This is a genomic window from Segatella bryantii (assembly GCF_022024215.1).
GTDB classification, from domain to species: domain Bacteria; phylum Bacteroidota; class Bacteroidia; order Bacteroidales; family Bacteroidaceae; genus Prevotella; species Prevotella bryantii.
This window is the reverse complement of record NZ_CP091797.1, coordinates 594,855-619,962: the sequence shown is the minus strand read 5'-3', so window position 1 is coordinate 619,962 and position 25,108 is coordinate 594,855. Positions and strand designations below refer to the sequence as shown.

The window sequence follows — 25,108 nt, the reverse complement described above, 5'->3', positions numbered from 1 at the left end:
TGCGAGAATTTCTTTTATCCAAGATACTTTTTCCAGCAATAAGCAAGCTACAGAGTTGTAGATGTATTAAATATCACGCAAAGAGCGCAAAGGCGCAAAGTTTTTTTTAAAAGGAGTGATTTTCCCAGATTTTATTTTTACCTTTACCATGCCATTGAAATATTTGCAGGCGAAACTTGAATAACTAATCTAAAAGAATACATATTATGACACGAAGGATGTTGTGCAGCGTATTGCTGGCTTTGGTGGCATTGGTTTGCCAGGCAAGGGTTTACGACGTGAAGGATTTTGGGGCCAAGGGCGATGGCAAGACGCTGGACCATGTGGCTATCAACAAAGCTATTGAGACCGCTACGTCTGAGGGTGGCGGACAGGTGGTGGTGCCTGCCGGTACTTACCTGTGCGGCAGTATCCGACTGAAGAGTAACATAGACCTGCACCTGATGGCTGGAGCTAAGATTCTGGCTGCGCCTGCCAGCATGAAGGCCTACGATGAGAGCGAGTCATTCGGTGGGTTTCCGGAGTATCAAGACGGTGGCCATACCTATTTTCACAACTCCCTGATATGGGCTGAGGGACAGCAGAATGTCAGCATTACCGGCAGGGGTATGATTGACGGTGAAGGTCTGACAAAGCGCGACACAGAGAAGGCCGGCAACGTGCAGGGCGGCAGCATAGGCACCGGCGATAAGGCGATAGCGCTGAAGTTGTGCCGCAATGTGACCATACGCGACATAACCATTTATCGTGGCGGACACTTTGCCATCATCATCACAGGCTGCGAGATCGGCACGATAGACAATGTGACCATTGACACTAACCGAGACGGCATAGACATAGACTGCTGCAAGTATCTCACCGTGAGCAATACGAAGGTGAATACGCCCAACGATGACGCTATAGTGCTGAAGAGCTCATACGCCTTGAAAAAGGCTGTGGCGTGTGAGCATATCCTTGTGACTAACTGTATCGTTACGGGTTATAAGCTCGGCACGTTCCTCGATGGCACATACGTGCCGGAGAAGGTGAACTGGGTATGCGGGCGTATCAAGCTGGGTACGGAGTCTAACGGCGGCTATCGCAACATCACGATATCTAACTGCACCTGCATGTGGAGCAGCGGCCTGGCCTTTGAGGAAGTGGATCAGGGAAAGATGGAGAACATCGTGGTCAACAATATCTCGCTGAGCCATGTGCACCATTACCCCATCTACATCACTACGGGTTGCCGTAATCGCGGCCCGAAGGAGGTGACACAACCTTCATCCGCACGTGACATATATATAAATAATGTCATTGCTGACGATTGCGATTCGCTAGCAGGCATTATAATCACGGGTATGGAAGGTGAGCCAATACGCAATGTCTCACTGAGCAACATACGCATACAGTATTGCGGCGGGGGCAAGAAGGTGGACAAGCCGTACCGCGAGCAGGGCACTAACTACCCGGAGCCCCGCTGGGCAGGTCCCACACCGGCATATGGCCTCTTTGCGCGCCACGTTGATGGACTGTACATGCACAACGTGGAGTTTGAGCTGATGCGCCCTGATGAGCGACCAGATATCATACTGGAGGACGTGAAGAAATAGCCCCCAGCGCCGCGCTCGGCACTTTTTTTTAGAGCGCGAAGCGTTTAAGAATATCAAATCTCACGCAAAGAACGCAAAGACGCCAAGTTTTTTAGGATGCAAAGAGTTTAAGAATCAAATTTTTTATAGGCTTCAAACTCTTTAATATCTTTGCGTCTTTGCGTACTTTGCGAGAAATTCTTTTTCAACGAGGATGAGTATTGATCATTTAATTATGCGCTGCTGTTCTTTTGATTTCAGTACACGGGGCATAACAACCTTGTTATTTTCACCTGTTACAAGTTCAGGCAAAATGGGCATTTTATAGCTGTATTTCTCTCCAAGATGCTCATAATCTGCCGTTGCCCAGAAGATATTGGCTCCTGTGGTATGGTCACGCAATAATGTCTCCAACACTTCTGCGCCAAGTGTCAGGATGTCATTCTCGTTTATGTTAGGTTCAAAGTTCACGTTACAAATTGTTTATACTATGGCAGCGGCACGAAAACAGTCCACGCCAAGCTTATCTTCTATTTCCGCAACTGATTTGAAAGAGAAGTTTACCTTCCCCGATAAAATCTTGCTTACATATTGTGGGCTGACCCCCAGACGCACAGCCACGTCGTTACGTGACAGACCGTTGTCCTGCATATAGTCAATGATGGCCAGAGCGACACTACGAGAGCGTTTAAGCCACGCTTCGTTCTCTCTCCTCCATTGAGCATCAGCCTCAAACGTGGATTGCTCGCCCGACTGGTGAGCCTCCAAAAATTGTACTGCTCTTGACTTCATAATTCGTCCTCCTCTGTTAATGATATAAAACTATCTGAATCAAAAACGCCGTTGTCCACAAGGAACTGTCGGCAGGCATTGAGCCTGTCAAGCTGTTCCTGAGTGTGGGGACGTTCCTGCATCGTTCTTGTCAATTTGATGGCACCACCTGTTATAACGAAGACATTTTTCTCCAGACGGATAGCATAGACACGCAGCCAACTGGCATGTCCCATTCTGTCCCAGTTACGGGCTTTCTCCCTTGTCAGTTCCCTGATGGTCATATCGGTTTGGCCAAGTGGTTTGAACAACTCATCAAGATTCTCTGTGTAGGGTATGTTAAGAATAAGCCTCTCCAATTGCTCTGCATCATCCATCGTATCATCGATGGCATCAGAGATACGTTCGATGTGAAAATATGACTTCAAATCTTCAAGATTATCCATGAAGAAGTCCATAAGGTAGCCGAAGTCATTCCACGAATCGAACAACAACGCTAATTCATTCTTGGGCTTGCTCATGTCACGTACAGCCCAAAGGTGGTCTTTCCCTTCAAGGATTCTTTCAAATACCATATATCGCTATCGCTTTACTGCTGTAAAAGTACGATTTTATTCTCAATTGCGCAACTTTTAAGTTGCAAATTTTAATTAAATGCCTTGTTTTTACACAGATTTAACTTTTCAATGGGATTTTGCTATCCCTAATAGGCAAAATTACATTAGTAGAAGCCCATAATTGACGAAAGACCAAGTTACTTTTATCTCTTACAACGAGAAAAAAGATGCTATCTTGGCTCAAACTGGGAACAACTTGCCCTACGAAATATAAAATACCTACTTATAATCAACACTTTAGGCTATAGTCGATTCATGCAAGGTCGATGAACAACCCCTTTGAACACGTTTTCAAGCCCATCTTTCTTCTTTCCCTTTCTTCAATCATGGAACTTACCCCATGAAGGACGAAAGTAGGGAAGAAAAAATAGTGTGCCATCACTCAACATTTTGAGGTTACGGAACATGAACAATCGGCGAAAAGTTGCTTCGCCATCATATTGCAATGACATCGCCATTATTGAAACTCACCTCCTGTGTCTGGTAGGGAAAGGGGGCTACTGGCGTTTGTGGACGCTTGCGTTTCATCGTTCCAGTTTTTAGGGTCAGTGGAAATGACATCCCACGCTGTTTAAATATTCCTGTGATGGAGTCAACTTTATTTATACCTTCGTAGCTGGCATTGATTGAGGAAACGGAAACTTTGATATCTGTCTCTGTGCGTTCCAATTTAGCAGGAACGCCCTTGATGCCTTGGTCTGGTGAGTCTAATGTACAGTTTTCATCGTTTAGATGGAACACGAGTGTTAGTTTCTGGCCAAATACATTCAGCTGTCCTGACCATTCACCTTTTGCATCGCCACTTTGTGCTTTGGTAGCGATAGTGGTGATACAAAGTATAAATAATAAAAACAGTTTTTTCATAATTTCAGATAACTCTTTAACGATTCAACATACTCCTCAAAAGCTTTCAGACCAGCTGGAGTGATGCGGCAGAGGGTACATGGCTTCTTGCCTTTGAAAGTCTTCTCCACCTCAATGTATCCCGCTGCCGAGAGCTTGTCTATCTGCACACTCAGATTGCCCGCTGTAGCTCCCGTCTGTTCTTTGATGTAGGGAAACTCAGCTTCTTCGGCACTGATAAGCAGTGACATGACGGCCAGTCGCAGTTCGGAGTGGAGTAGTGGGTCTAACGGTTTGAACATATTGGCACCTCCTTATTTCTGGTTTTGCAAGAGAATGGTTACACCTGGCACGATTAGACCAATCAAGGCCACGACAGCCATCACATAGAGTTGCGTATGGCCAGGAAAATGCAATGCACCAAAAAATCCTCCGATGCCCGCTACAAGACCGCACACCTGAATGACGCGGTTTCGGATGACGAGACCCGTGATGGTTGTGCCCATTCCAAAACAGAGCGAGATAACGCTGGTGATGCAGCCGAAGATATACACCTTGGGCATAATTAGTTCCATAGGTAGCATTCCGCTACCGATAAAACCGAATATCATGCCTACGCCACAGCAAAACACACCAAATGTTGCCCATACATGTCCGATGGTCTTCCCTACAAAGGTTGTCGGTACGCGCTCTCTTCGCTTGTCAATGAGCCAGTTGCCTGCATATCCTATCAGCCACAATACAGCCCACAGCATATTCCATACTGGACCACCATGATTATTCCACAGGTAAGCGATAATTAACGAGAATAAGACAACGCAAATTCCCCACCAAATGAGTGGTATTGCTGAGTTCTTGTTGATAGTACGCTGGCTTCGCTCAATAGATTCCCTAATGATCTCCAGACTGCGCTCGGCAGTCATATTATACTTTTCTTCCATTGTTTTTTCATTTTTTTAATGATGTTCTACTTTTGGTTTACTACTCTCTGGCCTTATCCGTGCTCCTGCAGAAAGCACATCAAAGTCCAATCGTGTCCGGTTCACAGTGCAAATATAGAGAAGTTTATAATATAAACTAGATTATATCGTAAATATTTTGCTTTAGAAGCTGATATTTAATATTTATTAAGAGATAGTGTAGATGTAATAGGGTGATTTTGATATATTCGAATTCTTTATGTAGTGAAAGAAATTGCGAGATATGTTTGTCCAAGATACTTTTTCCAGCATAGCTATGTCGAATAAATAAGTTACAGAGTTGTAGATGTACTAAATATCACGCAAAGAACGCAAAGACGCAAAGTTTTTTTTAGAGCGCGAAGAGTTTAAGAGTATCAAATATCACGCAAAGTACGCAAAGGCGCCAAGTTTTTTTAGAGCGCGAAGAGTTTAAGAGTATCAAATATCACGCAAAGTACGCAAAGACGCAAAGTTTTTTTAGGATGCAAAGAATTTAAGAATCTATTTTTTAGAGGCTTCATATTCTTTAATATCTTTGCGTCTTAGCGCTCTTTGCGAGAGATTTTTTTGGGCTTAGCAGCCCAGCATGGCTGCGGGGGATATGTTCAGGGTGATGCATAGCAAGCGAGCTATCTTTAGTGTTGGTTCTGCCCGCCCTGAAATGTAGTCGCTGATGCGTGAAGTGCTGACACCGATTTTTGCAGCCAGCTGTTTTTGGTTCATTTGCTTTTCTTCGAGCGAAAGCTGTATCAACTGGGCTATAGTTGGTTTTGCAATGGGAAAATGCTCTTTCTCGTAGTCAATTACCACATCAGACATCATCGTCAGTTCTATGGCGTTACGGTCGTTGGCTGGCGTGTTGTCGTCAACCATAGGCAGTAGCTCTTCAATCCTTGCCAGCGCAAATTCGTATTGTTCTTTTGTTATTTTGCTCATTATATTTCCTCCTTATAGCTATATTGTTGATGCATCAATTTTATCGTATTCGCTATGCGTACCCACAAAGCGTATGAAAATATGTCCTATTGTGAATTTTACCACAACAATCAGCCGGTATTTGTTTCCTCTGATGTTAAACACGTAATGTTGATTGCCTACATAATCGGTCGCAGGAAATTCAACCTTTATATCCGAGAGGTTTTTCCATTGTGCCCGCTCAGCTATGTCATACCATCGTTCGAGGGCAGATTGAGCATCTCCATGTCCTTCCGAACTGTAGAATTCTACCAGTTTTCTATGTGAAACTATTCTCATATCTGCTGCAAATATACATAATTGTTTTAAAATGCAAAACTTTTTGTGGAAATATTTTTGTCTTTCGGAATATGTTTCATACTCTTTAATATCTTTGCGTCTTAGCGCTCTTTGCGAGAAATTCTTTTTCAATGAGGATGAATATTAGAGCCTCGTATTAGGCTTAGACCATCTAAACACCAGCGGGATAAACAATAATTGTTTGTCTCGCTGGTGTTTTATTTGGGTATGTTGAAACCAACCTTTGCTAATATTTGCACAAGTTAGTTAGCTGTGTATTGACAAAAAATGCGTATTTACGCAAAAAAAGTAAGTGAATTTTCGTGCGTGAAGAGTTTAAGAATATCAAATATCACGCAAAGAACGCAAAGCCGCAAAGTTTTTTTAGTGCGCAAAGAGTTTAAGAATCTAATTCAAATCTATGTAATGATGAATAAGTTCCATATCAGAAGCGGCTCTTGACATCGTTACCGGCACCTTGTCCGCGATACTTGCTCTTGGCTGGGTTGAAGTTATAGCGCACGGTGAGTTCGAGGTTGCGGGTGTCGAGATGTTTGTGGAGATACATCTGGCGAACATCATTGTAGATGGTGACGTTCTGGCGGATGCTGCTGAAGAGGTCTGTGCAGGCCAGTTTCACGCTCAGTCGGTCGTTCCAGAATGCTTTGTAGAGACTGATGTCGAACTGCCACGACGAGGCAAGTCGCATGTTCTCTGCATCGCCAGCTGAACGCCACGAGAAATCGGCATTGAGCCATGAGTCGAAGGGTAGGTTGACGGCGTTGTTGAAACGGACAATGGCCATCGGACTGTTCATCTTTTTGGTCTCGCCGCGGTATTGCACTTCAAGGTTCTGCATCTGTGTGGCCACCATCAGTTGGGGATGGTACTTGCCGAAAGTTGGTGCAGCCGATACCATCAGTGAGAGGTTGTCGAAGCCACTGACGTTGTCCTTACGCAGCAGGGCAATGGTCGGGTCGTCCTGATAGGATGAATAGGAGGTGATGATATAGTCGTGAACGCGGGCATAGTCAATCATTCCCGTCAGCCACTTGTAGTTGAGTGCCAGCGAGAGGTTGTCGCGGTACGACGGCTTCAGATAGGGGTTGCCGCTCTCGTAGGTGTAGCGGTTGATGTAGACAACATTGCCGCTTAACTGGTCGAACGCCGGGCGGTTGATATTGCGCGAATACGAGAGCCGGGCACGCACATTCTTCAAGGGATACATCAGCATCAACGAGGGGAAGAGGTCGCTGTAGGTACGGCTCTCGTCGCCCATCTTCACACCGCTTTCGTAGTAACGACTGTCGAGATATTCGTAGCGCAATCCGGCCATGAGCGTCAGTTTGTTCAGCCGCTGCGTCAGTTGGACGAAAGCCGCCGTGCTGTTCTCTTCAATCTTCGTGTCACCAGCGGAGATGATGCCCTCAACGTTGTTGAACAGATCAGTTCGGCGAATATAGCTGCCCTCTGTACCCAGTTCCACTTCCCCCTTCCACAATGGATGCGCTGCCACGACCTTGACGGCATAGAGGCGGTTACGCACACCATTGTCCGTGGTCACGTCACGGTGCCCGTCGGTGGAAGCCTGCTCACTGGTCACAGCATGGGTGTTCAGACGCTGCAACAGCATATCAGCATTGGCATCCATACTCCATTTGCCAAGGTTCCCCGAGTAATAGGCGTTCACCAGATGGCGTGTGCCGTCAACGTCCTCACTGCCCTCGCTGACCGTTCTTTCCACCAAAGCGCTCTCCACGCTCAGCGTGGTCTCGCCCTCGTTGCACTCATGGGTGTTTTGCGACGACACCGTGTACGTGACACCCAAGGAACTGTTGTCGCCTAACATATAGTTGAAGCCGACCTTACCCTCCAATGGCTTATACTTCGTGTGGTAGCCGATGGCACTTTGCTGCTCATAGTGGCTGTCCAGCCAAGTGTCCTGGACGGTGCTGTTGCGGTACTTCTCCCGTCGGTTCTCGTATTCGGCCATACCGAAGATGTCAAGTCCGCCCGTGCGGTAATTCAGGTTCAGTTCCTCCAGACCATAGACGTAGTGGTTCACGCCCGCCACCGTGCGGCTGTTGAAACTGAAACCCTCGCCGACGGGTCGGATGGTTTTGATACGGATGACGGCTTTGACGGTTGCGTCGTATTTGGCACCAGGCATCATCACCACCTCCACATCCTTGATTTGGTCGCTGCTCAGTTGGTCGAGTTCATTCTGGTTGCGCATCTGCCGTCCGTTGATGTAGATGAGCGGAGTGCCACGGCCTATGACCTCAATGCTGTTGCCATTGCGAATAACACCAGGAACGTGGGCAAGAACATCGTTGCCTGTGCCTATTTTCGAAAGGAAACTACCTTCAACAAGGGTGACAAAAGCATCATCGTTCATTCGGAAAAGAGGTCTTTCTCCTTTAACAGTAACTCCTTTCAAAGTTTGCGTCTCAGGCTGAATGCGTATTGTTCCGAGTTCAGTGTTGCGACATAGTTTATATACCGTCTTGTAACCTACAAAGGATATTCGGGCGAGAACTGGGTTTGTTTCACAGGGGATAACGAAGAGACCAGCCTCATTGCTCACGCCACCACTTATAAGTGTTGAATCAGATGGATGAAGCAGGTAAACATTGGCGTATGCAACGGGCTGACCTGTCTCGTCGATAATGGAACCCTTATAGCGGGTTTCTGTTTTCTGTATGCACTCCACGAAAATCTTACGTCCATCGTCATCGGTGCTTGTAGTGACGCGGATGGGATAAAAGCCTATCATCTGCTGTATGGCTTCAGGCAGGTGCTTGTTCTTTACAGTTGTAGTGATACGGAAGTCCTCCAGTTCGTTGTAGAGGAAGTAGATGGTGTAGCCTGTCTGTTGCTCTGCGAGTTGGTTCAAAGCATCGGAGAGCGACACATTATTATATTTACGTGAGATGCGTTTCTGAGCCTGCATGCTGACTGTCAGCAGCAGGGCAAGAATGAGAGTAATATATCTGTTCATGGCGGCTTACTATTCTACAGTGATTTGGTTATCCTTTAATGTGACATTCAGACGCTCGAACTGGTTTAGGTCACTGATGATCTGATCAATGCCCTTCTGTGGGTTCCATACAAAGTGGAAACGGAGTCCACGGGCTTCATCGTTAGCAAATACGACTTTCACATCGTAGTGAGCGGCTATCTCTGGCAGCATCTTCTCTAATGGAATATTGTCGTAGATGACAGGTTGCACTGTGACGGTATCTTTGGTAAGCGTATCGGCAGGGAGTGTTGTGACGGGGGGTGTCACATTTTCCGCAATCTCAGTTTGTGGAGTTTCCTGCTTCTGGTACTGTCGGACGATGTGGATAGCGGCGAAGGCTATGCCAGAAACAAGTAGCACACCAATGAAAGATGCAGCTATCTTCATCCAATTGCTGATTGACTGCTTAGGCTGAAACTTTTGATTGAATCTCTGCCATGCAGCATCTACATCGACAGGCTTTTTGTTCTGACGATGGCGACTACTGCGCTTGGCCTCTACCATGAGACGATAGGTTTCACGAGTATCTTCATCATGGTTGATGATGTTTTGAATCTGCTGCTCGGTATATGCATCGGGATTGTCGAGCATTTCCAACAGTTGGCGGATGTTTTCGTTGGTCGTTTGACTTTGTCGAGCTCCTTCTCGCTCGGCAGAACTCAAGCGAGCTTGGTTCTGCTCTCTCTCTTTCGTCGTTTCCATTGTTGTTGTCATTTTAATGTTTACCGAAGTGATGTCTGATTTGCTGAATGCTCTGCATGAGATACTTGTAGGTAGTATTCGAATTCAGACCCAGCCGACGAGCAATCTCGCTGATGGTCAGGTCATCGTCGAAGCGGAGGTGGAAGATGCTGCGGTGCGGTTCCTCCAGTTGCTCGTCCACGTAAGTGGCAATATCGTCGAGCCGTTCCATCCGTTTGTCAATGGGTTGCAGGGCGGAATCGTCTTCTAAGGGCATCAATCTCTTCACTTTGTCGTGAAGATGCATCTGTCTGATTCTGTTCAGGCAGGCGTTGCGCACGGCAGTCAGCAGATAATAGTCATTCTTAGGTGGAATGTCGCTGTCTGCCACACGCAAGAAGACATCCTGCACCACGTCCTCAGCCTCTTCGTCATCGCCCAACAAGACACTGGCCAGATGAATCATCTCGCTGTAGTTCTGGCGGAAAAGCTGTTCGAGTATTCTCTTATCAATCATATCAGTCTATTCATATTCGTGCCCCATTTTTGAGGCATGTCTATATATAAGACACTTCAGACCCATCATTTTTTTACGGAAATGCCAACTATTTTCATTTTTTCTTCATGTTTTCTTGATTAATTGTAAAATTTGGGTGCAAAGGTACTGAAATTCCTGCTGTCTAACCCTCTTCCTGTTGAAAAACCGCCAAAGAACCGATTATTCACTAAAGTTTTGTAACTTTGTACCCGAAAGAATAAGTTTGTCCAACCCGCCTGTGAATCGCCTTTGACCGCCTCAGACCGTGCGGTTTATTTGGCTAAAATTAGTTAAGGTTGGCGCAAGTGTCTGATAATCAGTCAAGAGCAAAGTTTTCGGCGAGGATCTTTTATGATATTATATATAAGATACGCGAAGCACATTAATAATTTAATCGCTAAATTAAACTAAAACTTTATAGAAGTGTGAGTTGTTCAGATGGAAAATGATTATTTTTGCAGTATAAACACGTATTGATTGATAATAATAACGATATTATGGCATTATTTGATCAGATTAACGAGGACATTAAGTCTGCGATGAAGGCTCGCGACAAGGTGCGTCTGGAGACGCTCCGCAACATTAAGAAAGTGTTCCTTGAGGCAAAGACGGCTCCTGGAGCTAACGACACATTGGCTGATGCTGATGCATTGAAGATTATCTCAAAACTGGCCAAGCAGGGCAAAGAGACAGCAGCAACCTACACACAAGCAGGACGTCAGGACTTGGCTGATGCTGAATTGGCACAGGTAGAGGTATTGGAGAGTTATCTGCCGAAACAACTTTCCCAAGAGGAGATAGAGGCAGAGGTGAAGAAGATTATTGCTGAAGTGGGAGCCACAAGTATGAAGGAGATGGGAAAGGTAATGGGCACAGCCAGCAAGCAGTTGGCAGGAAAGGCTGATGGCCGAGTCATCTCTGAGATTGTGAAGAAACTCTTGGCATAAACTTTAATTCTATGTCAAAATTAGTGGCACAATATTGGCACAATGTGCTGTAACTCGCTGTGAAACAGTACATCCTTTAAACTTCAACGAGGATGAGTATTAGAGCCTCGTATTAGGCTTAGACCATCTAAACACCAGCGTAATAAACAATAATTGTTTGTCTCGCTGGTGTATTTATATGGGTATGTTTAAACCAACCTTTGCTAATATTTGCACAAGTTAGTTAGGTGTGTATTGACAAAAAATGCGTATTTACGCAAAAAAAGTAAGTGAAGTTTAGTGCGCGAAGAGTTTAAGAGTATCAAATCTCACGCAAAGAACGCAAAGACGCAAAGTTTTTTAGGATGCAAAGAATTTAAGAATATCTATTTTTTAGAGGCTTCATATTCTTAATAACTTTGCGTCTTAGCGCTCTTTGCACGGCACTGGCAGAGTTGAGATGATATTTTCTGATAAACTGTCAATATTCCAATTATACAAATCTGCGTTACGCATTTTTGTATAATCAGCAATAATAATAAGGATTATGCTAATCGTTCGGAATATCCGATTGGTCCAATAGTGTTTCCTCGAAAGATATCACTCCTCCAGCCAGACTTACAACGAAGTCCACTTTGCCTTCTGCTGCCAGTATGAGTCCGATGGTGCCGCCCTCGCTATGTTTGCAACAACTTTCCCTATGTGATCATTTAATTTTCAAAACAAGTCGGGAAATGTCGCTTTTGATGCTCGAAATGCACTTTAAACTATAAGAGTTTGGATAATCGGAAATATATGTTTACCTTTGCAACAACAGTTCCCGCCACGCCTCTTAACAATGCGTACCACGGCGGGACTTCGTCATTTTAATAGTTATGAGATACAGCAAACAGCCCATAGACATACCAGAACAGTTGGCTTTGCTGAAGCAGCGTGGGATGATTGTCAATAACGAGAATGCCGCTCTTAGACAATTCAAAGAGAAGTTGTTGAGACTTATCGATGCTTATCCAAGTGTAAGTCTAAAGCAGATGGGCTTTCCAAGAGACTGGAGACAGCAACCACTTTGGCTGTGATAATGGTATTATTTTCTAGATACATACGGATCTATTTTTTATAGGCTTTATATTCTTAATGACTTTGCGTCTTAGCGCTCTTTGCGAGATTATTTTTAGCATGAGATTTTCCATACTGGTATTTTGTTAAATCATTTGACAAAAAACAGGGTCGCGAAAAATCGTCATCTAGCTCAAAATATTCAACTTTTGGTCAGCTCATTTGGTATCTGTCGACAGCAGTTTACGCCCGCCTCCGGCAAAACCCAAGCTCCTAGGGTGTAAAAGCTTAGGGTTTATCTTGTAAAGTCTTAGGTCTTATCGAGTAAACTCTAAGGTTTCGACCCCTAGGAGCTTGGGTTTTGCCACCCGTTTTCCAATTGATAAAAATGATACTGTGTAACCTCCTGATAATCAAGTAGATATAAACTGCTGTAAAATTCGCGTATTTAAGTCTTTCCAGCACAGCTGCGACAAATTCGCTAATTACAGAGCCGTTCATGTCAAAAATTCTCGCAAAGTGCGCAAAGACGCAAAGTTTTTTTAGTGCGCGAAGAGTTTAAGAATATCAAATCTCACGCAAAGAACGCAAAGCCGCCAAGTTTTTTTTAGTGTGCGAAGAGTTAAAGAATCTCTCTTTTTTGTAGAGACTTTATATTCTTAATATCTTTGCGTCTTAGCGTACTTTGCGAGATTTTTTTGTCCAAGATATTTTCCCGGCATAGTTGCGTCGAATAGGCAAGTTACAGAGTAGTTGATGTGTTAAATCTCACGCAAAGAACGCAAAGCCGCCAAGTTTTTTTTAGTGTGCGAAGAGTTAAAGAATCTCTCTTTTTTGTAGAGACTTTATATTCTTAATATCTTTGCGTCTTAGCGCTCTTTGCGAGATTTTTTTTAATCCAAGATATTATCCGGCATAGTTGCGTCGAATAGGTAAGTTACAGAGTTGTTGATGTAAAATCTCACGCAAAGTACGCAAAGCCGCAAAGTTTTTTTAGTGCGCGAAGAGTTTAAGAATCTCTGTTATTTTGTGGATACATACGGATCTCTTTTTTAGAGGCTTCATATTCTTACAGACTTTGCGTCTTTGCGCTCTTTGCGAGAATTTTTTATCCAAGAGACTAGTTTGTGAAAAAAAGAGTGAAAATATTGCAAAAAATCCGAGTTTATTAATTCTGTTTTAAGAAAAATAGCTAGTTTTGTAAACCAAACTTTATAAAATAGCACAATTCTTATTAAGTATAGTTTATAAGAGTATCAGTAAAGAGGTCATCAAACAGTGTTTGATCAGTAAGCAACGCGAAGAGTTTAAGAGTATCAAATCTCACGCAAAGAACGCAAAGACGCAAAGTTTTTTTTAGAGCGCGAAGAGTTTAAGAGTATCTCTTTTTTCTGGATACATACGGATCTATTTTTTATAGACTTCATACTCTTACAGACTTTGCGTCTTAGCGTTCTTTGCGAGAAATTTTTATCGTTGTTTTGAATAATTATAATTCAATGAAAAGTAGCGATGTCCAATAGTTGAACATCGCTACTTCTTCATTTAATTACAATCAGGTTCTTATCTGTCCCAAATGCTGCTACCACCACCTTGATCGCTAAGATCGAGTTCATCTTCTACATCTTCCCAGCCACTTGATTGCAGACCTCTCAGATTACCACTTCCAGCCAGAAGCTGTGTCGAGTGTTGTAACTTAATTGCCTTCATGGAAGGCTTTATATATTCTTTTTTCATATTGCTTACTTGATAAGTATTTTTTTACCTTTATTGATATACATTCCGCGTTGTGTCGGTTTTCCATTCAGGCGCACACCGTCCAATGAATACCATATATCATCCTTCACATCATTATTTTCAGAAACTTCAAGAATGCCTGTCGTTTCATTGCCGCCAAAGTTCAATACAAACGAACGCGCCTTAGCTGCTGCGTGTCCATTGATGTAAGGCACAGAGAAATAGGCACGACATGAGCGAATCTGACGGTCTGTGCTGGAGTAGTACAACGTGTTTGCGTCACCCAAGAACAGGATGCTCTTGTCATTAGCTGTCACACTGACAGGCGAGTATGTACCCACCATCTGTATCGTCTCCAGCCCTGCGGTCTCACTCGCCAAAGTCTGAGCCGTTGAGTTGCTGAGGGTCACGTTTTCGAATACAGGATTAATGATGTCATAGTTTGCCTCATTACCCTCGTAGTCCGTTGCCTTTTCCCATTTTACCAAATAAGGCACTCCTGCATCAATTGCCGTTGCCGATTTGAAACACAGATACAGCGTCCCGTCTTCTGCATTGAAGCCGTTCTTCTCAGTCTCGTCCATAGTCATCAGCGTAGCACCTGCAAAGTCCGCATTGGCAGCAATCTGCGCTGCACTCAACGAGAATGGAAGGCACAGCGTGTTCCAATTACCGTCCTTATAGAGCGTGCGATCAGCGAGCGTCACGTCGGCTTTACTGTCATAGTTAGTAATGATGTTGTTAATGTCGGTGGTGTTGTCAGCATTTTCGGCTAACGATGCAGCATAATTGACAATGGTCACCTCGACCGTAGCAGCATTCACCGCATCCCAGTTGTCGCTGCCCTCCACCTTATAATATATCGTATAAGTTCCAGCATCAGTCGCTGTTGGGATGTCTTCAGAATAGTTCTGGCCGTCAAGGCTGTAAAGCAAGGTTCCAAAGTCTGTATAGCCTGCATTCACAAGCGCCTGTGCCGAGCTGTTATATATAAGGTTTTCGACAGCAGTAGGAGCTGTGACAGCGGGTGTTGCCTTTGCTATGGTGAACTCCTTTTCCACATAGCCCAGCGATTCATAGTCGCCTTGGAAGGTGGCTCTCACCTTAGCCGTGCCGACATTCGTATTATTTGTGTAGGAATATACATAATCCGTGCCTTGGATGAGGTCGAGCGAGCCAGCGATGACTGTCGGCTCTGGAGTAATGGCACTGCCTGTGTAGGTCTGGTCGGGAACATCGGCAATGGTTGGAGTGACTTTCTGCACAATGATGCGGCGGTTGCCATTCTCAATGATTGTGAAGTAGTCGCTGGTGCTTGCAGTCACGTCATTTTCTTCGTGCTTATAGACGATACTTCCGCTGTTCTTGATGCTCGATGCGTCAACCTTGTCAATGCCGTCGTAAATCGTCACCGTACCGATGGCGTTCGTACATTGAGTATAAGTATAGCCTGTGCCGATGCCGTCTGCTGATGTGCCGCCCGTTGCCTTTACAGTGCCACCCTTGATGGTGATATTGCCGATTCGTGCGGTCTTTGCGCTGCCGTTACCATAGATAACGCCCGTGCCGATGCCTGCGCCCCACTGACCGCCGCCGTTGGCTATGATGTTTCCGCCCTCGATGACAATATCGCCACCGATGACGTTATCATCAGGATCCCACGCACGGCTCAGACCGATTCCTGCAGACATAGCACCGCCGTTTGCCGTCAGTGAACCGTCGCCACGGATAGTAAGCGTTGTACCTGAGCCGCCAATCCGAATACCGGCTGTGTTAGTAGCTCCGCTCACGCTGTTCGTGCCGACAAGGGTAATTGTTGCCGAACCCTCGCAGACTATGCTACCGCTGATAGTAGCGTCGTTTAGAGTGATGCTTGCTCCATGGGGGATGGTAACGGTATGTCTTATCGAGCCAGTCAGATTATCGCCGTCAGCATTGCTTTGTGCGACTTCTGCCGTCACGGTCACATCAGCCGCCGGCATCGTAAATGTGTACTGGATGTCGGTCATAGCAGTCAGTTCAACTGCACCATTATTTACTTTCAATGTCGAGGCATCGATCAAGTCGCTGACGTAAAGCGGGATGGTTTCACCGGCAAGAGCCTGACTGAAATCGCTTGTGACAAGATTGCTGATGCTGCCGTCAATCGTGATAGTGCGGTAAATCTTGGTCTGCTCCTCGGTTATCTCCGTGGTGTAGCCCTCGTCGCTGAAATACTTGCCGCACATAGAACACTGCCAATACTCGATGTTCACGTCCGTAGCCTCGTGGTGTTCGCCTGAGTGGGGAATCATCGGGGCAATGACATCAGACTCTGCAAGTTCGGTCGCTCCCGTCTCATCGGTGAAATACTTGCCATCGCTGTTGCGTCGGTAGCAATCCACCTTGATGCCCGTCGCTGTGCAGGTAGCGGCTTTGACAGTAAGATGCGTGTAAGTCGGCAGTAAACCGTAGAACTGCAATTCGTCCAAGTCCACTATGGTTGTTGCACCGACTTCGTAAACCTCAAAGCGGAAATACTGATACTTGTTGTTTCCGTCGTTGCTGCAAGGTATCTCGAAAGTCTTACCGGCACCAAGCGTTGTATTGGAGGAATGAATGGTTGTCCAAGCGTCGCCCTCGTTCAGCCTTGCTTTGAGCGCCCACTGCACGGGTTTCCAAAATCCAGCGTCCTCATCATCGCAGGTCAGGACGTAGCCCTTCGGAATGATAGGCGCATCGGCGTGGAACTCCACAAATGCTGGGTCTTCCGTGCCACCCGCAAAGTCGCCGGTGGGAGCGGGAGGGGCATCGGGGTCAGGGTCGGGATCGGGATTTCTTGTTTTCTCTGCCATCCAATCGGTGGAGGTATTGCCATCCACAAGATTAGCCCAGTTGTTGCCGTTTCCGTCCGTAGCGGTGAAGCCCGTAAACAGTGTGTAGTCCGTGCCGCCCACGGTGATAGTTGATGTTGTCTGTGCCCACACCGCCTGCGTCATCGTGAGCAATAACACTAGGACTATGCACGCAAGATATTTACTTATCTTCATTTTGTCGCCGTTCTGAACGGCCGTGATAGGGATAGAAATCTCTGTCATAGTTACTATTTTTAAATTGTTAAAGTGAATAATATTCTGATGATGCATTATTTTTCAAAAGAATTTTTTTTATGAGATTTATGTTGTCTGCGCCCTTTTTGGATGTTGTGCCAGCAGGCACGGAAAAAGAGGAACGTGCCCAAAACGACAAGTCCGATGAGGATGTATTCCATGGGAGTGAGTGATAAAAGTTTTATCATATATTTTTTCTAATGATTACAGCTGCAAGGACGGTGCAATTTGAGTACTATGGAGTGTACGTCAATCACCGATATACAGCTTTCGCTCTCAAATTTGTTTACAAAGTTACAAAGGCTTAGCGAATTTTGGCATGTCAAATTGTACATACGCATTACAAATGGTGCGTAAGTTCATTACATTTGAATGCAAGATACATTACAAATTGTACAAAACGTATTAGAAACTATGTAAGATTTTGGTAAAAGGCTCATTTAGTCCAAAAACTTTATCATTTGTATCATTTTTTTGGACAACTATATAGAATTAGCCCCCAATAATTGAGAAATGTAGTCAAAAATGGGTACCTTTTTTTGCGTTTGATATTTATAAACAAAAGCGGTGAGAAACTTGATAGGGATGTTAATGCTGCGGTTAACATGAAGAACATTGCCTTCGACAAGCAGAACCTTGTCGAAGTTTAAAGATAAATAAAGCCCATTGGCAAGTGGGTGTAGAAAGCAAGAAAATTATACGTTTCGACCATTGGGGTCAAAAAGTATATAGTTGCCTTTTTATGTATTTGGACTTAATCCTTCGTCTTCAAGTTTTTTCTTAGCGCGATAGTAAGCCGTGTATGACGAAAAGCCCGATGCAAGGGCGGCAGATTCCTTGGTTTCTTCAGGGTGTTGAGACTGGTATTGCTCGTAGTGAGCCAGTCGGAGACTGTTCACATAGTTGGCAAAAGAACTGAAACGGCGCCGGAAGGTAAGTGAGACAAAGGTGCGGCCTAGATGCGTGTGAGCCACGACATCATCGATCTTCAGGTGACAGTCAAGATAGGCACGCTGGTCTTTGACGTATGCCTCTATCTCCATAGCGGTTTGTTCTATCTGTTCATTCTTGTTATCATCAGTCGGTTCTTCGTGGCATTCGGTGATGTCGGCTTCCGAAGATGAGAGAATAACTTTGCGTCGCCAAGCAGGCATGACGTTGAGCAGCAATAGGATGTTGGATGCTGCCAGGAGCACGTTATCAATGGCCATCATCAATGGCGAGTCCCAAATGTAGGCGGGCCAAAGCAGTGGCGTGAAGAGTATGGGGGCGAGCCAGACACGATGGGCATAGTCTGCAGGGAAGTCATCGGGGTTGGAATAGTTCTGGTCGCGGGCCTCGTCCATCCAGTGTTTCACTTGCCACATGGCAAGCCCGGAATAGACCATCATGATGATGCTCTCAATGAGTATCACGTAGTTCCAGATGCGCAACCCTTGGGCATTGAGAATTCCTGAGGGAAGCCAGGCATCGAGGGCGGGTACGAGCATGGTGGCGACAACGATCAGCGTTGCTGCCCAACTTACGGTTTTCCACTGGTTCCATTGTTTTACCGAGCCGAAGAAACAGAGTAGCAGCATGCCACAGTAGAAATAGTAACAGGCTGGGAAGTATGATTTTTCCAGCATCCATGCCGACGGACTAGTCGGATTGATGATGTATGGTAGAAGGATGGTGGGGCATAGGTAGACAAGACACTGTAGTTTGCGGTCTGGCCAGATATATTGGTGGCGTTCTTTGGGAGCGCCACAGGTGTGGAACCATCGTACTGCTGAAAATGTCCAGCAGGTGGTCAGGTACATCAGTGCTGCTAATCCGTAGAAGTAGTATTCATTCATGGTCTTTTATTTTTCTTTGTTGGGTGACTACTATCCATATGTGTATAAAGAAAGTGCGGGCCCGACAGGAGAATTGAGTAATAAAAAGATTAGTATTCTATGAAATCGGTTACAAAATTACAATAATTTTGGGAAATATTGCTTGTTTTTGTCATTTTAATGTTATTCAAGGTTATTTTTGTGGCATTTTGCCACAAAATTCTATGTTGAATAAGCAAGTTACAGGGTTGCTGATGTACTAAATCTCTCGCAAAGAGCGCTAAGACGCCAAGTTTTTTTTAGAGTGCGAAGAGTTTGAGAGTATTAAATCTCACGCAAAGAACGCAAAGACGCAAAGTTTTTTGTGGATGCAAAGAGTTTAAGAGTATCAAATATCTCGCAAAGAACGCAAAGACGCAAAGTTTTTTGGGGGATGCAAAGAGTTTAAGAGTATCTCTTTTTGATAGGCTTTATATTCTTAATATCTTTGCGTCTTTGCGTTCTTTGCGAGAATTTTTTTTTGTCCAAGATACTTTACGAGAATTTCTTTTATTTAACAAAAAACTTGCATTTTTAGAAATTATTCTTTATATTTGCACAATATAGTCGTCATCAAACCGGCAGTTGAAAAACGTTGAAACAATTATATTCACATTAAAACTTTGCTATTATGAGAAAACTATTACTCTTCATCATGTGTATCATGGTCCAGATAGCTTCAGCTAATCATGCTGACCCTACACCATTCAGCGGCAAACTCGCTGATGGATCTTTGGTCACCCTGCACCTCGTAGGTGACGAAAACGGCCATTATTACGCTACCGCTGATGGTACTCCGATGGTACTGAATGCACAGGGATTCTGGGAACGTAGCCCTCTGTCTGCTTCCGAATTACAAAAGGCAAGACTGCAAAGGCTATCTGAACGAAATCAAAACAGATTAGCGAGGTTGAAGAAATTTGCCAATGCCAACCGTGAAGTTCGTGCTAAAGGTAATGTGCCTGTTGTGAATCATAAAGGATTAGTTATCTTGGTCAACTTTGCCGATCTGGCCTTCTCAATAGACCAGCCGTTACAGACCTACCAGCAGATATTCAATGATGAAAATAATCCGTACGATAAAAATATCGGTTCTGTACATGAATATTTTCGTGATCAGAGTTATGGGCAATTCAATGTCACATTTGATGTCGTAGGCCCAGTAACCGTTTCTCACGACATGGCTTACTATGGTGGAAATGATGCATTAGGCTATGACACTGCAGTTTATCGCATGGTCAAAGAAGCGTGTCTACAGGTCGATGATCAAGTTAATTTCAAAGACTATGACTGGAATGGCGATGGAACTGTAGACCAGGTTTATTTAGTCTATGCGGGTATGGGTGAGGCTTATTCAGGCTCAGACCCTAACACGATATGGCCACACGAATGGGATTTGTGGAGTGCATGTGGTGAGACACTTACCCTTGACGGCGTCATCGTTAATACGTATGCTTGCAGTAATGAGATTTACGGTAGTCCGCGATTCGTAACCGACGAAAATAAAAGACTGGAAGGCATAGGTACTGCTTGCCATGAATTTTCACACTGTCTGGGTTATCCTGATATGTATGATACCAATGGACAGCATTTTTATGGTATGGGTACCTGGTCAATCATGGCCGAAGGAGACCGTTCAGCAGGTTTCGAACCAGCTCCTTACACCGCTTATGAACGTATGATAGGTGGTTGGCTTACTCCTATCGAACTGACATCTCCTCAAATCGTGTCATCTATGCCGGCATTAGCCAACGAGCCAGTAGCATATATCATATATAATGATGCCAACCGCGACGAATATTACCTGCTTGCCAATCATCAAAAGGACAATCGATGGGAGAAAGCTACTCCAAGTCATGGTATGCTTATCATGCACGTCACCTATGATAAAGATGTATGGGAGAAAAATAGAGTAAACACTACAAGTTTTCAGCATATCACATTCATACCAGCTGATAATACGATTTCGGCATCTACTGCGTCTACAGACTTGTGGGATGGTGTCAATGGCAATGCAACAGAGCTTACAGACGAATCGACTCCTGCTGCCACCCTTTACACTCCTAATTCGCAAGGCAAATACTTCATGTCTAAGCCGATTAGTTGTATCAAGGAAACAGATGGCTTGATCCGTTTTGTTTTCCTCAAACAGGATGTCATCGATGTACCTGCTGACCTGAAGGCAGAAGCGACAGCAAAAGACTCTACTGTAGCTCTAAGCTGGTCGCCAGTATCAGGGGCTGAAAAATATCGTGTACAGTATCAGGGAACCGATCCTAATTTCGAATTTCCACCAGAATTCGAACTGTATGATGATTTCTCTTATTTCGAAGATGCCCCTAAGAATACTGACCTTGCTTCTGAACTCCAAAATTATATGATAGATTTTGGATGGGATGGTAAGCATGTTTACAAAGCAGAAAATGGTTATTTGGCTATCGGAACCGAGTCTGAAGCAGGTGAGTTAGAGACACCGCTCATCGATAAACCGGAAAATGGTAACGTGACCCTGTCGATTATGGCTTATCAGTATAACACGGCTGAGAACGAAATAACGATAGAGTTGACCGATGACTATGGAACACAGGTGAAAGTGCTTCAGAACTTGACGGATACCACCAATCATGTTACAAATATCGTTAATTTTGAGAATGTAAAATCAGATTATTATGTAACGATACGTGGTAAGAATCGAGCTTTATTGAGTGAGATCATTCTTTATAACACCAAGACCACGCTCGATGAGATTCTCAAATTCCCAGAACTTTATCCGAAGGGCTATTTTAGTGGTGATGAGAATAAGACTCCTGTCATGTACGTAGACGATATCACAGATGCCAATACGGTTATCGGTGGACTGAATGCTCACTGGAACTACTCATTCCGTGTACGTGCTTTTGGTGCAGATAATCTGTATAGCCTATGGAGCGAGCCGGTTACCTTTGTCATACCAGCTGCAGCCTCGGGTATCCGTACTATTGAAAGTGACTCGCTAGACTTCCGCCGTCAGCCTATCTATGACCTCATGGGTCGTAGAATGCCAAATTCATGGGAGAGTCTTCCTAAGGGAATTTACATTATCAATGGCAAGAAGATTGTCAAATAAAGAGTTACTCCTCGGTGGCATCGGCTATTTTCACGGTCGTATCATAGGTCACACTACTATAGGCAGAGAAATAGCCTAAAGCCCCATTGGTAAAGTTGGCTATAGGATTTGTAGTTGTATTATCCATAATCTGAAGAGAATACAGATAATTGTACACATTCTTATCGATTGAACGGACTTCGATATGAAGCTGGTCACCATCGTGAAGTACGTCATCATCTGTATTCTCTTCCATTTGTCGCTTCGTCATGCAGTTAAACAGTTGACGGAGCTCACCTCCAGGATTTTTGTCGTCTCTTACTACCGACCATCGGTAACCTATTCCGTTGCGATAGATGTGTATGAAATAATAGTTGGGCTCATTAGGTATATCCTGTAGCGTTACAGCGATATAAAGCATTTTTTCGGTGAGTATTTTCTGCCATACCATTTCATACTTAGTTATCGTTGGCGGTTGTTGCATGACTGATGTCGACTGATAGGTTGTACCGTCTACAGTGACATCAAGCCCGTATTTTTCGCCATAAAAACCGATTTGATCGCCTTCGTAATACCCATTGCCCTTATAGCGTAAGGTATCCGGAGGGAAGATGTCTGAGGTGAGTACTACCGTAGCATCGGATACGATGCGGTTAGCCTGTTCGGTGACATCGCGGGTTGTCGTTACGCGAACCCGGGTGTTCTCATCATTGATACCACCCTCGATGACCACAATAGGGTCGGTATCGTGGTAATCGATATCAAGCGTTTTCTCACAACCCGTTAGGGTCAGCAGTGCGAAAAATAGTATGCAACAAGTCTGGATTTTCATCATCATCATGACTTAAAAAAGAGCTCACATAGGAGCGGTTAAAACTTAATAGTAAAGGCCACAGAAGGTACAATGCCAAACAGACTATACTGAGTAGCCTTGGTGCGTGCCCCGTCTGCACTATCCTCAAAACGAATAAGATAAGGATTATAGCGGTTATAGAGATTATAGATGCTAAATATCCACTCGCGCGTCCACTTACCATGATGTATCGGTCGGGACCATGTGGCACTCACATCCATACGATGGTTGGCAGGAGCACGATAGCTGTTACGTTCTGCATAGTAATAGATATAATTATCGATCAACTCATATTTGCCACTTGGTGCCGTGAAGGCTTGTCCGGAATTATACACCCACACCGCATGGAGAGTCCAGTGCGGGTTGAGCCTGTATATCCCTACGATATCAATATCGTGCCTCCGGTCATTGTTGGCATCATACCATCGCCCGCCATTGATACCGTCGATACGAGTCTTCGACCAAGACAGCGTATAGGAAAGCCATCCGGTAAGTTTGCCGGTATTCTTGCGGGCACACATCTCGAGACCATACCCTTTGCCTTCACCAGCAAGAACGAGCCGCTCTATTTCTATCTGCGAACTGAATGAGATACCGTCACGATAGTCGAGTACATGATTCACGTGGCGAAAATAACCCTCCAGTGAGAAATCGTAGGTCTGTTGCGGGGTCATCGCAAAGATACCCAGACTCACCTGATCGGCTACCTGTGGTTTTACCAGATTACTGCTTATGGTATAGCGGTCGAAGGGGGTAGAGGTATTCTGATTACGTAGCGCATGAATATTCTGGGCACTCCGTGTATAGCCCGCCTTGATACTCCACAGATGAGTAGGCATAAATACGAGACTGGCACGTGGCTCGCATGTAACCTGTGTATTCACGATGCGATTCTTGCGCGTCTTATACATCCAGACGATATTACCGTCTTCATCGATTTCGTAATAATGTGGGCCACCTAAGTTAGAGAATGTTCCCAGTCGGAAGCCTAAAGAAGCCGTAACTTTCGGATGGAGCTGGTAGGTATCGTTGATCCAAAAACTGTTTTCCCACGCTTTACGCTCTTCGCGTTCGTGCTTGTTGACATTACGCCATTCAGCCGATTTGACATCAAGAACCATCGACTGCAGTCCCATATCCAACTGATGTCTGCCTAAGGCATAACGGAAATTCTGTCGGATACCATACTGTCGGATAAAGCCGGAGAATGAAATATCCAAGCCCAATACCTCCACACCGTCGGTGGTGGAATAGTTGGAATAGATAAGCGACGTCTTCGAGGTATTGCCCTCCTTCTGAAAATGATGCAGCCAAGACAACGTGGTAGCGATATTCGACCATTTCAGATTGAGCTTATCCTGAAGTCCGATTTTATCGTTACTGGCGAAAAACGACCAGAATAGCTGGTTATGTGTATTCCATCGCCAGGTAGCCTTCGCATTTACATCATAGAAATAGAGTGTATTATCCTTGAAGGCGTTGATCTGTTTGAGAAAGAGATCGAGATAGGATCTCCGGGCTGTAACGAGAAAACTACCCCGATCAGAAAGAGGTGCTTCAAAGGTACCTTTAGCAGAAAGCAGTCCGATGGAAGCCTGTCCATGACATGCCGACGGGTTGCCCGATCGACTATTGATATCCAGATAGCCAGCTGTGGCACCACCATACTGAGCAGGAATCAGTCCCTTATAGAGCGTAGCAGTAGCCAGTGCGTCATCATTAAAAGCAGAAAAGAGCCCGGCTAGATGACCCACATTGTAAACAGGCGCATCATCATACACGATACTGTTTTGAGCAGACGTACCACCCCGGACCTGAAAACTACTGGATCCTTCATTTTCAGATTTGACCCCCGGCAAAAGTTGGATAGAACGCATTATATCGTTCTGACCAAAGAGGGCAGGAGTCTTCGAAAGTTCCTGGAGGTTAAGAAATTCAGAACCGATCTGTATAGTTTCCACACGTTGTCGTGCAGAATGAGAAGTAACAATCACTTCCTGTAACCTTTGACTTTTCAGTTTTGTAGAATCCTCCGACGTATTCGTGTGTTGCGCCCAAACAGTAGTTGGCAGAAGCGCTATCGCCCCCAGCATTGTAGGTCGTATATACTTGGCCATATCAGGCATTCTATTATTAGGGTTTGTACAAAAAATAGCATTGTACCTACAAAAGTATAAATAAAATCAGAAATCCTTATCTTTTTTGCTAAAAAAATCGCCAAAACGTGTTTTCTGCTTGATGAATAGC

At 44.7% G+C, this 25,108-nt stretch carries 20 protein-coding genes; 4 read left to right on the top strand and 16 right to left on the bottom strand.

Annotated features, from left to right (window positions below; genetic code table 11):
- Positions 1-206 precede the first annotated feature (206 nt).
- Entirely contained in the window at positions 207-1,592 is a 1,386-nt protein-coding gene (locus L6471_RS02470; protein WP_237796734.1) for a rhamnogalacturonidase, read from the top strand.
- A gap of 204 nt (positions 1,593-1,796) precedes the next feature.
- Here the strand turns inward: L6471_RS02470 and L6471_RS02465 are convergent, their stop codons facing one another.
- The 11 genes from L6471_RS02465 to L6471_RS02415 all read right to left on the bottom strand — a co-directional run bounded on the left by L6471_RS02465 (position 1,797) and on the right by L6471_RS02415 (position 10,238).
- Positions 1,797-2,042: a hypothetical protein gene (locus L6471_RS02465; RefSeq protein ID WP_237796733.1), complete on the bottom strand. Its 246-nt coding sequence runs from the start codon at positions 2,040-2,042 to the stop codon at positions 1,797-1,799.
- 12 nt (positions 2,043-2,054) lie between these two features.
- A complete protein-coding gene (locus L6471_RS02460; protein WP_237796732.1) occupies positions 2,055-2,363 on the bottom strand; it encodes a helix-turn-helix domain-containing protein in 309 nt (102 codons plus the stop codon).
- Entirely contained in the window at positions 2,360-2,917 is a 558-nt protein-coding gene (locus L6471_RS02455) for a hypothetical protein (RefSeq protein ID WP_074550516.1), read from the bottom strand. Before L6471_RS02455 ends, L6471_RS02460 begins: the two co-directional genes overlap by 4 nt.
- Positions 2,918-3,394: 477 nt before the next feature.
- On the bottom strand, positions 3,395-3,823 hold the full coding sequence (locus L6471_RS02450; protein ID WP_237796731.1) for a hypothetical protein: 429 nt from the start codon (positions 3,821-3,823) through the stop codon (positions 3,395-3,397).
- Complete coding sequence (locus L6471_RS02445) at positions 3,820-4,104, bottom strand: winged helix-turn-helix domain-containing protein (RefSeq protein ID WP_006283278.1); 285 nt, start codon at positions 4,102-4,104, stop codon at positions 3,820-3,822. The genes L6471_RS02450 and L6471_RS02445 overlap by 4 nt, the downstream gene beginning before the upstream one ends.
- 12 nt (positions 4,105-4,116) lie before the next feature.
- Positions 4,117-4,725 carry a hypothetical protein gene (locus L6471_RS02440; RefSeq protein WP_237796730.1) on the bottom strand — a complete coding sequence of 203 codons (609 nt, stop codon included), beginning with the start codon at positions 4,723-4,725 and terminating at the stop codon, positions 4,117-4,119.
- Positions 4,726-5,337: 612 nt separating this feature from the next.
- A complete protein-coding gene (locus tag L6471_RS02435) occupies positions 5,338-5,700 on the bottom strand; it encodes a helix-turn-helix domain-containing protein (protein ID WP_237796729.1) in 363 nt (120 codons plus the stop codon).
- An 18-nt stretch (positions 5,701-5,718) separates the two neighbouring features.
- Complete coding sequence (locus L6471_RS02430) at positions 5,719-6,018, bottom strand: type II toxin-antitoxin system HigB family toxin (RefSeq protein ID WP_237797177.1); 300 nt, start codon at positions 6,016-6,018, stop codon at positions 5,719-5,721.
- 445 nt (positions 6,019-6,463) lie between these two features.
- Positions 6,464-9,019 carry a TonB-dependent receptor domain-containing protein gene (locus L6471_RS02425; protein WP_237796728.1) on the bottom strand — a complete coding sequence of 852 codons (2,556 nt, stop codon included), beginning with the start codon at positions 9,017-9,019 and terminating at the stop codon, positions 6,464-6,466.
- A 9-nt stretch (positions 9,020-9,028) separates the two neighbouring features.
- Positions 9,029-9,742, bottom strand: coding sequence for a DUF4974 domain-containing protein (locus tag L6471_RS02420; protein ID WP_144263828.1), 714 nt, complete (start codon positions 9,740-9,742; stop codon positions 9,029-9,031).
- Between the two features lie 13 nt (positions 9,743-9,755).
- Positions 9,756-10,238: an RNA polymerase sigma factor gene (locus L6471_RS02415; RefSeq protein WP_094448482.1), complete on the bottom strand. Its 483-nt coding sequence runs from the start codon at positions 10,236-10,238 to the stop codon at positions 9,756-9,758.
- A 518-nt stretch (positions 10,239-10,756) separates the two neighbouring features.
- Between L6471_RS02415 and L6471_RS02410 the strand changes: the two genes are divergently transcribed.
- Both L6471_RS02410 and L6471_RS02405 read left to right on the top strand, forming a co-directional pair.
- Positions 10,757-11,206 carry a GatB/YqeY domain-containing protein gene (locus L6471_RS02410; protein WP_006283280.1) on the top strand — a complete coding sequence of 150 codons (450 nt, stop codon included), beginning with the start codon at positions 10,757-10,759 and terminating at the stop codon, positions 11,204-11,206.
- 854 nt (positions 11,207-12,060) lie between these two features.
- Positions 12,061-12,261, top strand: a complete 201-nt coding sequence (locus L6471_RS02405) for a hypothetical protein (protein ID WP_237796727.1) — start codon at positions 12,061-12,063, stop codon at positions 12,259-12,261.
- 1,543 nt (positions 12,262-13,804) lie between these two features.
- On the opposite strand, the gene L6471_RS02400 is transcribed toward L6471_RS02405, so the two are convergent.
- The 3 genes from L6471_RS02400 to L6471_RS02390 all read right to left on the bottom strand — a co-directional run bounded on the left by L6471_RS02400 (position 13,805) and on the right by L6471_RS02390 (position 18,905).
- On the bottom strand, positions 13,805-13,951 hold the full coding sequence (locus L6471_RS02400; protein WP_237796726.1) for a hypothetical protein: 147 nt from the start codon (positions 13,949-13,951) through the stop codon (positions 13,805-13,807).
- A gap of 32 nt (positions 13,952-13,983) precedes the next feature.
- Positions 13,984-17,055, bottom strand: coding sequence for an autotransporter outer membrane beta-barrel domain-containing protein (locus tag L6471_RS02395; protein ID WP_237796725.1), 3,072 nt, complete (start codon positions 17,053-17,055; stop codon positions 13,984-13,986).
- Between the two features lie 752 nt (positions 17,056-17,807).
- Positions 17,808-18,905 carry a helix-turn-helix domain-containing protein gene (locus L6471_RS02390; RefSeq protein WP_094448486.1) on the bottom strand — a complete coding sequence of 366 codons (1,098 nt, stop codon included), beginning with the start codon at positions 18,903-18,905 and terminating at the stop codon, positions 17,808-17,810.
- Between the two features lie 649 nt (positions 18,906-19,554).
- On the opposite strand from L6471_RS02390, the gene L6471_RS02385 reads away from it, so the two are divergent.
- A complete protein-coding gene (locus L6471_RS02385; RefSeq protein WP_237796724.1) occupies positions 19,555-22,029 on the top strand; it encodes a M6 family metalloprotease domain-containing protein in 2,475 nt (824 codons plus the stop codon).
- Positions 22,030-22,033: 4 nt separating this feature from the next.
- Here the strand turns inward: L6471_RS02385 and L6471_RS02380 are convergent, their stop codons facing one another.
- Together L6471_RS02380 and L6471_RS02375 are read right to left on the bottom strand one after the other, a co-directional pair.
- Entirely contained in the window at positions 22,034-22,849 is an 816-nt protein-coding gene (locus L6471_RS02380; protein WP_074549696.1) for a DUF4249 family protein, read from the bottom strand.
- Between the two features lie 29 nt (positions 22,850-22,878).
- Positions 22,879-24,978 (bottom strand): TonB-dependent receptor plug domain-containing protein, encoded by a 2,100-nt coding sequence (locus L6471_RS02375; RefSeq protein ID WP_237796723.1) that lies wholly within the window; start codon positions 24,976-24,978, stop codon positions 22,879-22,881.
- Between the last annotated feature and the right edge of the window lie 130 nt (positions 24,979-25,108).